Here is a 12553-nt window from a genome sequence, read left to right on the forward strand (position 1 = left end):
GTGCACATCGAAATCGCTGACCTGCGGCGCCGGTTCGGCCGGGTGACCGCCCTCGACGGTGTCGACCTGACGGTGACCGGCGGGATGTTCGGCCTCCTCGGCACCAACGGCGCGGGCAAGACCACGCTCATGCGGATCCTGGCCGGCGTGCTGCCGGCCACCTCCGGCCGGGTCATCGCCGGCGGCCACGACCTGTCGACCCGCGCCGGCCGGGTCGCGGTGCAACGCCGCCTCGGCTACCTGCCACAGGACCTGGGCCTCTACCCGGACCTGACGCCGACCGAGTTCCTCGACTACGTAGGGCTGCTCAAGGGCCTCGACGACCGGGCGGCCCGGCGCCGCCAGGCCGGCGAACTGCTCGACCTGGTCGGCCTGTCCGACGTGGCCGGCCGCAAGCTCAAGGGCTTCTCCGGCGGCATGCGCCGCCGGGTCGGCATCGCCCAGGCACTGCTCGGCGACCCGGCCCTGCTGATCGTCGACGAGCCCACCGTCGGCCTGGACCCCGAGGAACGGATCCGCTTCCGCACGCTGCTGTCGAGCCTGGCCGACGCCCGCACGGTCCTGCTCAGCACCCACATCGTCGAAGACGTGGCACAAACCTGCCGCCAAACCGCCGTCCTAGCCGCCGGCCGCGTCCTATTCACTGGCGCGGTCACCGACCTAACGGCCCGCGCCGAGGGCGTCACCTGGGAGATCGTCACCCCAGGCCCACCACCCACCGACGGGGTCGTGGTCTCCGCGATCGCCCGCGCCGACGGCACCCACTACCGCGTAGTCAGCCCACGACCACCAGCACCCGACGCCGTCCTGGTCACCCCGTCACTCGAGGAGGGCTATGTCGCCCTGATGCGCTCATCCGTGCCAACCCCGGTCGGCTGACCAGTCGCCGCCCGCGGCCGCCGCCGGTCGTGCCGGCAGCGGTCGGTGGGGTCAGCGCAGCGGAGGGCCGCGTCAGCCGTTGGCGAGCAGCACGACCAACACGGTCGCGGCGGTCACGACGAGCACGCTGAGGATCACGACCCAGGCGAGCCCAGTGCGGCCCGATGCCGCGCCGGACGCACCTGGTCGCTCACCCGGCGCGGCGACGTGACCGCTGGCGGGACTCGTCGGAGCCGGATACCCAACCGGTCGGCGCTGGCCAGGCACCACCCGGCCAGGCGCCGCACCGCCCGGGACGGTCGCATCCGGCGCGGCCTGGCCGGGCACGGCATGGCCGCCGGGCAGCGACTCGTCCGATGCACGCTGCCCCGGCACCACGTAGCCACCGCCGACAACCCCGGTCGGCGGCGACACGGGGCGGTCGACAGCGGGTGCCGATCCCACCCCGCCCGGTCCTCGTTGCGCCGGCACCCGAGGCGCGGTCTCCACGCTGACCGCTCCCTGGGCCACCACCGTCTCCGGTTGCTCCAGGGCGGTCGGCGCGATACCCAACTCCTGATGGATCAGGCGGGCCACCAGCGGCATCCGGCTCGACCCACCGACCAGGAAGATCCCGACCAGGTCGTCCTCGCTCAAGCGGGCGTCGGCGATCGTCCGCGCCAGGCAGTCGACGGTCCGTGCCAGCATCGGCCGGGACAGCCGCTCCAACTCGTCTCGGGTGACGTGGGCCGCGACGTCCAGCGCCGGCAGGTGGACGTCCGCCGACGACGTGCGGGACAGGGCCTCCTTCATGCCGCGTACGTCGTCGTAGAGCAGCGCCCGCTGCCGCCGCGCCGCTGTGTCCGCCGGCGTCAGCAAGCCGTTCCAGAGAGCGGTCCGGGAGGACGAGTACCCCTCGCCGAGGTGCTCCACCAGCGCCTGGTCGAGGTCGAGCCCACCGACGTCCGGCAGCCCGTGCGCGGAGAGCACCTCGAAACCGGCGGGGGAGCGCCGCACCACTGCGGCGTCGAAGGTGCCGGCGCCCAGGTCGTACACCGCCAGCGCCGCACCGGGCGGCACGGACCCGCGCAGCACCGCGGTGAAGTAGCGCGCCGCTGCCACCGGCTCCGGCAGCAGCGTCGGTGTGCCGGGCAGCCCCGCGGTGTCAGCCGCCGACACCAGGACCTCGCGGCGCTGCGACGACCAGCCCGCCGGGTGGGTCAGCACGACCGAGTACGCCTCGCCCGCCCACCGCCGCGCCTCCTCCGCCACCCGAGCCAGCACCGCACCGACCAGCGAGGAAACCGGCACCGAGCGCGAACCCAACAGAACAGAGCCCTCGTCGACGCGGCGTTTCGGGTTCGGCTCGAAGCGGGCTGGGTCCAGTCGCGCGGCCCGCACCGCGTCGGAGCCCGCGACGAGCCGGCCGGACTCTTTCAGGAAAACCGCCGACGGCAGCAGCGGCGAGCCGTCGAACAACAGTGGCCGGGGCGGCGCGTCATCGACGGCGACCACCGCCACCGTGTGCGACGTGCCGAAATCGATGCCCACCGCCCGCATGGCCGACACCCTATCGTCGGTTACGGGCGGCATACTCCGTCGCGTGCATCCGTACCTTGACGCGCCCACGCCGATCGCGTTCGCTCACCGGGGCGGCGCCGCCGACGGTGACGAGAACACCGCCGAGGCGTTCGCCCGCGCTGTCGCGCTCGGCTACCGCTACGTCGAGACGGATGTGCACGGCACCCGCGATGGCGTCGCGGTCGTTTTCCACGACTCCGACCTGCGCCGGCTGACCGGTCAGCCGGGCCAGATCCGCGACCTGACGATCAAAGACCTGGAGACGGTACGCGTCGCGGGGTCGGCCGCCGTACCCCGGCTCGACGATGTCCTGGCGGCCTGGCCGCAGGTGCGGTTCAACATCGACGTCAAGGCGTCGCCGGGCATCGAGCCCACACTCCAGACGGTGAAGAACGCGAAGGCCGACGACCGCGTCCTGCTCGCGAGCTTCAGTGACAGCCGCCTGGCCCGCATCCGCAAGCTGGCCGGCCCGGACGTCGCGACCTCGCTCGGCATGCGTGGGGTGACCAGGCTCTGGCTGGCGTCGCGGAGCAACACCAACATGAAGCTGCATCCGTCGGTGGTCGCCGCCCAGGTGCCACCCCGCTATGGGCGGCTGACCGTCGTCGATCCCCGTTTCGTCGCGTACGCCCACCGGCTCGGCCTGCAGGTCCATGTCTGGACGATCGACGATCCCGAGCCGATGCACCACTTACTTGATCTCGGCGTGGATGGCATCATGACCGATCGCGTCGACGTGTTGCGCGACGTATACATCGCCCGTGGCCTCTGGCCCGCCTGACCACCCCCGAGGATCACCCGATGGCCGAGGTCACCGCCGCCACACCTGTCGACGCCGCGCCGCCACCGAGCACCAAGCGGGAGCGCACCGGCTGGTACATGTACGACTGGGCCAACTCGGCCTTCCAGACCACGGTCATCACGGTCTTCCTGGGACCGTTCCTCACCACCGTCACGGAGCTCGCTGCCGGCTGCGCGCTCGGCGCCGACGAGTGCGACGGCCGCGTCAGTCCACTGGGGATCGGGATCGCGGCCGGCTCGTTCTACCCGTACCTCATCTCGCTGTCGGTCCTGCTCCAGGTCTTCGTGCTGCCGGTGGTCGGCGCGATCGCCGACCGCACCCCGCGCAAGAAGTGGCTGCTGGCCGGCTTCGCGTTCCTGGGCGCGTTCGCCACGATCCTGTTCGCGTTCGTCACCGGCGACCGCTACCTGCTCGGCGGCTTGCTGTTCCTCGTCGCCAACATCTCGTTCGGCGCGGCGTTCGTGGTCAGCAACTCGTTCCTGCCGCAGCTCGCGAACCCCGACGACCGGGACAAGGTGTCCAGCCGTGGCTGGGCGCTCGGCTACCTCGGCGGCGGCCTGCTGCTCCTGCTCAACCTGGTCGCGGTGACGCTGCTCAGCCAGGACGGCAACGACCAGCGCACGCTCGACCTGGCCCGCTGGTCGATCGTGTCGGCGGGCGTGTGGTGGGCGCTGTTCACGGTGCTGCCGCTGCTCTGGCTGCGCGACCGGCCCGTCGTGGTCACCGAGCGGGTAGGCCCGCGCGGCAACGTGCTGACCGACGGGTTCCGGCAGCTCGGCGGCACGATCCGCCACCTGAAGGCGTACCCGTTGACGCTGTACTTCCTGCTCGCCTTCCTGGTGTTCAACGACGGCATCCAGACGGTGATCACGCTGGCCAGCCAGTACGGCACCGAGGAGCTCAAGCTCGAACAGGACACGTTGATCATCACGATCCTGATCGTGCAGTTCCTGGCGTTCGGCGGCGCGCTCGGGCTCGGGCGGCTGGCGGGGCGGATCGGCGCGTGGAAGACCGTGCTGCTCAGCCTGATCCTGTGGACCGGCGTGGTCGTCGCCGCGTTCTGGCTGCCGGCGAAGGAGCCGGTGCCGTTCATGATCCTCGGCGCGTGCATCGGCATCGTGCTCGGCGGCAGCCAGGCGCTGAGCCGGTCGCTGTTCAGCCAGATGATTCCAGCGGGCAAAGAGGGCGAATACTACGGTTTCTACGAAATCAGCGACAAGGGTACGAGTTGGCTCGGCCCGCTGGCCTTCGGCTTGGTGTTCCAGCTCACCAACTCGTACCGCGTCGGCATCGTGTCGTTGGTGTTCTTCTTCGTGGTGGGCTTCTTCCTGCTGCTAGCGGTGCCGGTCCGGCGCGCGATCGTGGCCGCGGGGAACACGCCGCCGCGCGTACTGTGAGCGGACTTCGCGTATCCGGCAGTTAGGCTGCCGGATCGTGACCGACGACTCCGCACTGGCTAACACCTGCCACGCCGCCGGCGACGGGCGGTTGCGCCACGGCGCGGCCCTCAAGTTCTTCTGGGGACCGATGGACTGCGGCAAGTCGACGATGGCGCTGCAGATGAACTACAACCATGCCCGCCAGGGGCGCCGTGGTCTGGTGCTGACCCGCATCGACCGCTCGCTCGGCCCGCAGGTGACCAGCCGGATCGGGCTGGCCCACGACGCGATCGAGGTGACCGACGACCTCGACCTGGTCGCCCTCGTGCGGTCCAAGTGGGCTGACGGGATCGGTGTCGACTATCTGATCTGCGACGAGGCCTGCTTCTACGGTGAGCAGCACATCGAGCAGCTCGTCGAGCTGGTCGACTGCTACGACGTGGACGTGTTCGCGTTCGGGCTGGCCAGCGACTTCCGCTCGGTGCTGTTCCCGGCCGCCCGGCGGCTGTTCGAGCTGGCCGACTCGGTCGAGCGGATCCAGGTCGAGGTGCTGTGCTGGTGCGGGCGGGCCGGCACGCTGAACGCGCGCATCGTCAACGGCGTCGTGGCCCGCTCGGGCGAGCAGGTGGTCATCGGCGACACCGCTTCGGATGCTGACGTCCGTTATCAGGTGTTGTGCCGGCGCCACTTCATGGCCGGTGACCTGGGCGCTGCGTTGCCGCAACCCGCGTTGCCGGGCATGTGAGAAATTCTTCGCGCGTACGCGAACCAAATCGCCCCCTCATTCCGATGAAGAGGGTGTGAGACCACCACCGACCGACGCCGACCTGTTGGCCCACGTCGCCGCCGGCGACCGGGCCGCCTTCGAGGCGTTCTACCGCCGGCACGCCGCCTGGCTGGTGCTGCGGCTGCGGCACCGCTGCCCCGACGACGGCCTGGTCGACGAGGTGGTGCAGGAGACGTTCCTCGACGTGTGGCGGGGTGCGGCCCGGTTCCACGCGTCTGCCACTTCTCCCGACGTCGCCGGCTGGCTGTGGCGGGTCGGCTCGCGGCGGCTGGTCGACGCCCTACGCAAACGCCACTCCCGCCACCGGCTTGGCCGCCTGCTGGCCCGGTTCCGCTCCGGCTCCGAGCCCTCCGCAGAAGAGCAGGTGCTGCTCGGCGTCGAGCATGGCGACCTGTCCGGCGCCCTGGCTCGGCTGTCTCCTGAGCTGCGGGCGGTCGTCCAGGCGACCGTGATCGACGGCCTGTCGACGGCCGAGGCCGCGGTCCTGCTCGGCATCCCCGCCGGCACCGTCAAGTCCCGGGCGATGCGCGCCCGCCAACAGTTGCGTGCGGAGCTGACATGAGCACCTGGCATGTTCCAGACGACGACCTACGCTCCTACGCCGGCCGCGGGCTCGGTCCGCCGCTGCTCTGGTCGACGGAGACCCACCTGTTCTCGTGCTCGTGGTGCCGGTCGCGGCTCGCTTCGTTGGTGCCGGTCGACGACGGTTGGGCCAGGCTCGACGCGGCACTCGACGCACCGCGTCCCGGGCCGGTGGAGCGGCTGCTGGTCGCGGTCGGCGTGCCCGACCACACAGCCAGGCTGCTCACGGCGACCCCGGCGCTGCGGCTGTCCTGGCTGATCGCGGTCACGGTCACCCTCGCGCTCACCGCGCTGCTCGCGAAGGCCTTCACCCCGGTCGTGTTCCTCGGAGTGGCGCCGCTGCTGACCCTGGTCGGCGTCGCGGTCTCGTTCGGCCCTGGCGTCGACCCGACCTACGAGCTCACCGTGACGTCGCCGGTCCACGCGTTCCGGCTCCTGCTGCTGCGCTGCGTCGCGGTGCTGTCCGCCAACACCCTGCTGTGCGCGGCCGCGACCGCGTTCGTCCCCGACTACGGCCTGACCATCGCCGGCTGGTTCCTGCCGTCGCTGGCGCTGACCGTGACCACGCTCCTGCTCTCACCCTCGCTCGGCCCCGTCTGGGCGGCGGTGCTGGTCGGCTCCGCGTGGGTCATGACGATCACCTGGGCCGGCATGGTCCCGTTCACGACCGTCGGCCAACTGTCCCTGTTCGCCGCGGTGGCGGTGCTGTCCGTGCTGCTGGCCCGCCGCGCCGCCCTGTTCGACGTTCTCTCACCTCGGAGGCTCCGATGACCCTGACATCCGCGACCGACGTCGCGGTCCGTGCCGACGGCGTGGTGCTGCGCTACGGGCGCACCACCGCCCTCGACGGGGTCTCCCTGTCGCTCGGCACGGGCGTGACGGGCCTGCTCGGCCCGAACGGCGCTGGCAAGACCACCCTGTTGCGGGTGATCGCGACCGCCGTCCGTCCCGACGCGGGCTCGGTCTCCACCTTCGGCCACGACGCCCTGCGCGGCCCGGGCCGGCTCGCGGTCCGTCGCCGCCTCGGCTACCTGCCGCAGGACCCGGGGTTCCACCCGTCGTTCACCGCGTTCGAGTTCGTCGACTACGTGGCGATCCTCAAGGAGCTGACGTCCCGGTCGGCCCGGCACGCCGAGGTCCGCCGAGTGCTCGCCCTGGTCGGCCTCGACAGCGTCCGGACCAAGCGGATCCGGGCCCTGTCCGGCGGCATGCGCCAACGCGTCGCCCTGGCCGCCGCCCTGGTCGGCGACCCCGCGCTGCTGATCCTCGACGAGCCCACCGTCGGCCTCGACCCCGAGCAGCGGATGCGCTTCCGCGAGCTCTTCGCCGACCTGGGCGAAGACCGGGCCGTCCTGCTCTCCACCCACCAGACCGAGGACGTCATGTCCCTGTGCCGCGAGGTGGTGGTGCTCGACCAGGGCCGCGTCCTGTTCACCGGCACACCCACCGACCTGGCCGGCCTCGCCGCGGGCCGCGTCTGGACCAGCGACTCCCGCGTGCCGGGCGCGCTCGCGTCCTGGCGCACCGGCAGCGGCGCCTACCGCCATGTCGGCGACCCGCCACCCGGCGCGCCGCTGCTCGACCCCACCATCGAAGACGGCTACCTCACCCTGGTCGACCTCCACACGGCGGAGGCCCAGCGATGACCGCACTTCTATCGGCTCCGCCGGCACTGGCGGCGGAGGCCGCCGCCACGCGGCGCCAGGCGATGTTGGCCCTGACTCGGTTCGAAGCGATCCGGATGCTGCGCCACCCGATCACGGTGGCCGCGTTCCTGCTCTACCTCGGCCCCTGGGTGTGGACCCTGACCCGCCCGGGCGCCGACCGCTACCCGGTCCTGCCCTCCGACGTGGTCACGCTGCAGATGGCGGCGATGCTGCTGCTCGGCGGAGCCACGCTGGTGGTGGCCAACCTGGCAGTGCTCCGCGAGCACCGGCACCGCACCGACGCGGTCTCGGACCTGCTGGTCCTGCCGCCGCCCTGGCGCACGGGCGCGTTCCTGCTCGCGATCCTCGCCCCGGCCGCCCTCACGCTGGTAGTGGTCGGCGGCCAGGTGGCGACGCTGGCTGCGCTGCCGGGCCGAGCCGGCACGGTCAACCTGTTCGACGTCGCCATCCCGGCCGCGATCGTCGCCGTCCTCGGCGCGGCCGGAGCCCTGCTGGCCCAGGTCGTCCGCTCGCCGATCGTCGCGCCGCTGACCGCGGTGCTCTTAGCCGCGGCCGGCTTCGTCGCCATCGCATCGGTAGCCACCGGCACGAGCTGGGGCCGGCTGCTACCGCTGCTACCCGACGACCTGCCGATCGCCATCCCGTCCGTGCTGGTCGATCGCCCATCCGGGCGGCACCTGGCCTACCTGGCAGGGGTGATCGCCGTCCTCGTGGTGCTGGGCCTGTTCCGCTCCGGCACCCGCGCCCGGGTCGCCCTGCCGGCCCTGGCGGCGGCGCTCGCGGTCACGGTGGCGGGTGGCGCGGCCCAGTTCGTCCGCGACGACGCGGTCCTCGCCGCCCGCGTCACTACAACCGACAACCCGGCGCCAGTGCAGACGTGCTCATCGCGGGAGGGCGTCACCTACTGCGCGTTCGACGACTTCACCTCGTGGATACCCGCCTGGGAGGGCGTCCTGCGCGACGTGGTCCGACTAACCCCGCCCGGCGCCGCCGGCTCGCCGCCGCTGGCAGTGCGCCAATGGGTGTGGGCAGACGGCTACCCGACCTTCGGCGGCACCTTCGGCCCCGAGGTCGCCGAGGCTCGCGCCCGGTCCCAGCGCGCCACCGACACAGCGGCAGGCACCCCGGAGGCGATCCCGGTCGGCACGTCGTGGGGCGACAACACGACGGCCGCGGCCTTCGCGGGCGGCGTCGCCTTCCGGCTCGTCATGGGCCGCGCCGTGGCCGGCGACAGCACGCTCTGCGGCGCCCGCGGCGCGCTCGTCGTCTGGCTGACCGGCAAGGCCAACTCCCGCACCGCGGCGGGGCTGCGGCAACTCGACAACCAGAGCAGCGGTTCGCTGGCGCTGGTCGACTACACGATCGACAACGCCCTGTACGTCGACGACCGCGACGCCGCCGTGGGTCTGGCCATGCTCGACCGCCCGGCGGCCGAGATCGCCTCGGTCGTGACCGCGCACTGGGCCGAGCTCACCTCACCGGAGACCACCATCGAACAGGCGGCTTCGCTGCTCGGCGTGCCGGTAGGCCCGGCGCCCGACCCGGCCTTCGCCAACGTCGGGTGCGAGTCGTGACCGCCGGGTCCGCTGATGGTGGACCTCGCGATCCGGGACGGAGCCGCAGGATGGTGGGGCGGGCGACGCTAGCGGTCGCAGGGGCTGTTGCGGTCCCGGTGGTGCGGGCGGCACGGTGGACGCCGGTGCTGGCCGCGCTGCTGGTCGGCTACGCCATGGTGGGCGTCCCGGCCGTGGTGTCCGGCCCGTCGGATCCCGCGACGGTGGTCGTCCTGCTGCGGTTGGCGGTGCTGTGCGCGGGCCTCGGGGTCGGATTCCTCTTCGACGACCCAGGGCGGCCCACGACCGCGACCTTGCCCACGCCCGCGTGGCTACCGCTCGCCCTGCGGGTCGCGGGGGGCGGCATCGTGCTCGCGGGCTGGTGGTGGGGCACGCTCGTCACGGCGGGTGCGGTGGCGGGCCCGGCTGGGGTGGTGCTGCCTCGCCGCGACCTGACCCTGGAGGCGGTCACCGTGGTCGTCGCCGTCCTCGCGTTGGCGGCTCTCATCTGGCGCCGCTCCGCCCGTGGCGGGGTCGGCCTGGTCGCAGCGCCGGCCTTCCTGGCCGTGGTCTTCCTGGCGGCGTTGCTTCCGGAACGGGTGGCGCTGCTCGTGCCCTTCGACGACTCGGTCTGGGCCGCCGCCCACGATCGCTGGATGGTCACCCTGGTGGCGGCCACCGCCGTCGCGCTCGTCGCGGCCACCTGGTCCGGGTTGGGGAAGGCCCGGTTCACGGTCTAACGCCGCGGAGCGTGCCCGGCCGGGCGCGAACATAGCGGGGGTTTGGAGTTCGGCCGGCGGTCGAGGCACGGACTCCGAGCGCGCCCGGCCGGGCTCGAACAGAGCCAGGCTCGGGCCCGAGCGCGTCCGGCGGGATTAGACGACGGACCGGGGACCGGCCACCGGTCCAGGTGTGAACCCCGCTTCATGGGGCCGCCGCCGAGTGGGGAGCGGGCTCGGCGATCGGAGCCTGGTCGGTGGTGGGTCAGCGCCACGGCTCCTCGGGGGCGCCGGTTCGGCGGTTGTGGTGGTCCAGCAATGTGGACAGCAGCTCCGTCAGCCGCTGTCGCTCCTCGGTCGAGAGCGGCTCCAGCAGCCTCTCCTGGGTTTCGGCCAGCTCCTTCTCCAGCCGCCGCAGTTGGCGTTTGCCTGCTGTGGTCATGGAGATGACGTTGCGGCGGCGATCTGCGGGGTCCGGGGCGCGTTCGACCAGGCCCTCGTCGGCCAGTTCGTTGATCGTCGCGACCATGTCGCTGACGTGGATGCCGCTGCGGCGCCCGAGCGCGGCCTGGCTGGCCGGGCCGAACTCGGCCAGCGTCGCCAGCAGGCGGTAGTGGTAGCCGCGGGCACCGACGGACGCGAACCCGTCGAACACCAGCCGGTGCGCGTGGCCGGCGGTCTGGGTGAGCAGCCAGCTCGGCAAACTCTCCCAACTGGCTGGTGTCGGGTTCTCCATGTGACAAGCCTATCGAATCGTTGGGCGCACTAACGATCGTGCTACCGTTCGGAGCATAAACGTTTGGCCGACCAACGATCCCGCGATGGAGCCATCACCATGATCAAGCCCTTCCGTATCGACATTCCCCAGGCCGACCTCGACGACCTGGCCGACCGGCTCGCCCGCACCCGCTGGCCCAACGAGGTCGCCGACGCGGGGTGGGACTACGGCTTCCCGCTCGCCCGGCTCAAGGAACTGGCGGACTACTGGCGCACCGGCTACGACTGGCGTGCCCACGAGGCCAGGCTCAACGAGCTCCCGCACTTCACCACCGAGATCGACGGCCAGAACATCCACTTCGTCCACGTCCGGTCCGCGAAACCCGACGCGCTTGCGCTGGTCCTGACCCATGGCTGGCCCGGCTCGTTCCTGGAGTTCCTCGACATGATCGAGCCGCTGTCCCGCGACTTCCACCTGGTGATCCCGTCCATCCCCGGCTACGGCTTCTCCGGGCCGACCCACGAACGCGGCTGGGATGTCTACCGGATCGCGCGGGCCTGGGCCGTCCTCATGGACCGCCTCGGGTACGAGCGTTACGGCGCACAGGGCGGCGACTTCGGCGCGGGCATCTCGCTGGCCCTCGGCGCGGTGGCGCCCGAGCAGGTGGTCGGCGTGCACGTCAACTACCTGCCGACCAGGCCAGTGCCCGGCGTCGTCTTGTCCGAAACGGACGAAGCCCGCCTCGACAAGGTCAGAGAGCTGATGGCGAACCGTCCGCCGTACCAGGCTCTGCTCGCCCTCACCCCGCAGACCATCGGGTACGCGCTGACTGACTCGCCGGTCGGCCAGCTCGCCTGGATCGCCGAACGCTTCGCGCAGTGGACCCACCAGCCCATCAGCGACGACCGGATGCTCACCGACATCTCGCTGTACTGGCTCACCGCCACCGCGGCCTCCTCGGCGCGGCTCCACCACGATGCCGCGCGCGGTCAGACCCTGCCGTGCGAGGTGCCGGTCGGTGTGGCGGTGTTGCCGCACGACATCACGCAGTCGGTGCGGCCGCTGGCCGAGCGCCTCTACGACATCAGGCACTGGTCGGAGTTCGACCGGGGAGGCCACTTCGCCGCGATGGAGGTTCCCGACCTGCTTGCCGAGGACGTCAGAGTCTTCTTCGAGACGACACTTCAGCCGAGCACCGGAAGCAGCGCGGTCAGCGTCGACACGGTGTAGGTCGCGGTCAGCCGGCCCGGCAGACGCCGGCCGTGGCGGTTGACCCACGCCGTGTCAATGCCGAGGGCGCCGGCTCCCGCGATGTCCGACGCCGGGGAGTCGCCGACGTGGATGACGTCGGGCGCCGACAGGCCCAGTCGCCGCAGCGCCAGTTCGAACGGCTCGGGACGCGGCTTGTACGCGCGGGCGTCCTCACTGGTCACCACCGAGGCCACGCTGATGCCGTGGTGGTCGAGCACCGCCATCAGCGGATCCCGGTCCGCGTCGGAGACCAGGCAGACCGGCACGCCGACGCGGGCCAGGAACGGCACACTGTCGGCGAACAACCACGGCCGATCCGGGCGGCGACGCAGTTGATCAGCGTCCACGCGTACCCCGTAATGGGAAGCCGTCGCGGTGAGTCCGGAAAGGTTCAGGTCCGCCAACCGCCGGAACTCCGCACCGTACGCGGAGGAGGCCAGCTCCCAGACCCGCGTGGACCACTGCCGTGCGACCACGTCAGCGGAGACGCCGGCCAACTCGGCGACCATCGTGGCCGCCGACACCTCCCACGAGGCGTCGTCGTGCACGAGTGTGCCGTACACATCGAGCAACACGGCTTTGTACACGCCGCCGATCGTAGCCACCCGCCGTCCGGCGAGCCGGGTGTGCCTTCCGGCGCTATTGAATGGTTGCGT

Annotated in this window: 13 protein-coding genes; 10 read left to right on the forward strand and 3 right to left on the reverse strand. The window is 71.9% G+C overall.

Annotated features, from left to right (window positions below):
* Positions 1 to 879, forward strand: a complete 879-nt coding sequence (locus BLV39_RS26020; RefSeq protein WP_090798568.1) for an ABC transporter ATP-binding protein — start codon at positions 1 to 3, stop codon at positions 877 to 879.
* A gap of 72 nt (positions 880 to 951) precedes the next feature.
* Here BLV39_RS26020 and BLV39_RS26025 read toward each other — a convergent pair whose 3' ends face one another.
* Positions 952 to 2418 (reverse strand): Hsp70 family protein, encoded by a 1467-nt coding sequence (locus BLV39_RS26025; RefSeq protein ID WP_176985080.1) that lies wholly within the window; start codon positions 2416 to 2418, stop codon positions 952 to 954.
* Between BLV39_RS26025 and BLV39_RS26030 the strand changes: the two genes are divergently transcribed.
* The 8 genes from BLV39_RS26030 to BLV39_RS26065 all read left to right on the forward strand — a co-directional run bounded on the left by BLV39_RS26030 (position 2417) and on the right by BLV39_RS26065 (position 9949).
* Positions 2417 to 3220, forward strand: a complete 804-nt coding sequence (locus tag BLV39_RS26030; protein WP_090800598.1) for a glycerophosphodiester phosphodiesterase family protein — start codon at positions 2417 to 2419, stop codon at positions 3218 to 3220. The two genes, BLV39_RS26025 and BLV39_RS26030, sit on opposite strands and share 2 nt — an antisense overlap.
* Positions 3221 to 3240: 20 nt before the next feature.
* Positions 3241 to 4638 (forward strand): MFS transporter, encoded by a 1398-nt coding sequence (locus tag BLV39_RS26035; protein ID WP_090798573.1) that lies wholly within the window; start codon positions 3241 to 3243, stop codon positions 4636 to 4638.
* A gap of 37 nt (positions 4639 to 4675) precedes the next feature.
* Positions 4676 to 5365 (forward strand): thymidine kinase, encoded by a 690-nt coding sequence (locus BLV39_RS26040; protein ID WP_373315210.1) that lies wholly within the window; start codon positions 4676 to 4678, stop codon positions 5363 to 5365.
* Between the two features lie 55 nt (positions 5366 to 5420).
* The gene (locus BLV39_RS26045; RefSeq protein WP_239083470.1) at positions 5421 to 5969 is read left to right on the forward strand and encodes an RNA polymerase sigma factor; all 549 of its coding nucleotides are present in this window, start codon (positions 5421 to 5423) and stop codon (positions 5967 to 5969) included.
* The gene (locus tag BLV39_RS26050) at positions 5966 to 6760 is read left to right on the forward strand and encodes a hypothetical protein (RefSeq protein ID WP_090798575.1); all 795 of its coding nucleotides are present in this window, start codon (positions 5966 to 5968) and stop codon (positions 6758 to 6760) included. The genes BLV39_RS26045 and BLV39_RS26050 overlap by 4 nt, the downstream gene beginning before the upstream one ends.
* The gene (locus BLV39_RS26055; protein ID WP_090798578.1) at positions 6757 to 7635 is read left to right on the forward strand and encodes an ABC transporter ATP-binding protein; all 879 of its coding nucleotides are present in this window, start codon (positions 6757 to 6759) and stop codon (positions 7633 to 7635) included. The genes BLV39_RS26050 and BLV39_RS26055 overlap by 4 nt, the downstream gene beginning before the upstream one ends.
* On the forward strand, positions 7632 to 9230 hold the full coding sequence (locus BLV39_RS26060; protein ID WP_090798580.1) for a hypothetical protein: 1599 nt from the start codon (positions 7632 to 7634) through the stop codon (positions 9228 to 9230). Before BLV39_RS26055 ends, BLV39_RS26060 begins: the two co-directional genes overlap by 4 nt.
* A gap of 101 nt (positions 9231 to 9331) precedes the next feature.
* A complete protein-coding gene (locus BLV39_RS26065) occupies positions 9332 to 9949 on the forward strand; it encodes an ABC transporter (protein WP_143049886.1) in 618 nt (205 codons plus the stop codon).
* A 244-nt stretch (positions 9950 to 10193) separates the two neighbouring features.
* Here BLV39_RS26065 and BLV39_RS26070 read toward each other — a convergent pair whose 3' ends face one another.
* Positions 10194 to 10664, reverse strand: coding sequence for a MarR family winged helix-turn-helix transcriptional regulator (locus BLV39_RS26070; RefSeq protein ID WP_090798584.1), 471 nt, complete (start codon positions 10662 to 10664; stop codon positions 10194 to 10196).
* A 99-nt stretch (positions 10665 to 10763) separates the two neighbouring features.
* On the opposite strand from BLV39_RS26070, the gene BLV39_RS26075 reads away from it, so the two are divergent.
* The gene (locus BLV39_RS26075) at positions 10764 to 11876 is read left to right on the forward strand and encodes an epoxide hydrolase family protein (protein ID WP_090798586.1); all 1113 of its coding nucleotides are present in this window, start codon (positions 10764 to 10766) and stop codon (positions 11874 to 11876) included.
* Here the strand turns inward: BLV39_RS26075 and BLV39_RS26080 are convergent.
* The gene (locus BLV39_RS26080; RefSeq protein WP_090800607.1) at positions 11831 to 12484 is read right to left on the reverse strand and encodes an HAD family hydrolase; all 654 of its coding nucleotides are present in this window, start codon (positions 12482 to 12484) and stop codon (positions 11831 to 11833) included. The genes BLV39_RS26075 and BLV39_RS26080 overlap by 46 nt on opposite strands.
* Positions 12485 to 12553 lie beyond the last annotated feature (69 nt).

The sequence above is a fragment of the Asanoa ishikariensis genome, from assembly GCF_900107455.1.
Classification (GTDB): domain Bacteria; phylum Actinomycetota; class Actinomycetes; order Mycobacteriales; family Micromonosporaceae; genus Asanoa; species Asanoa ishikariensis.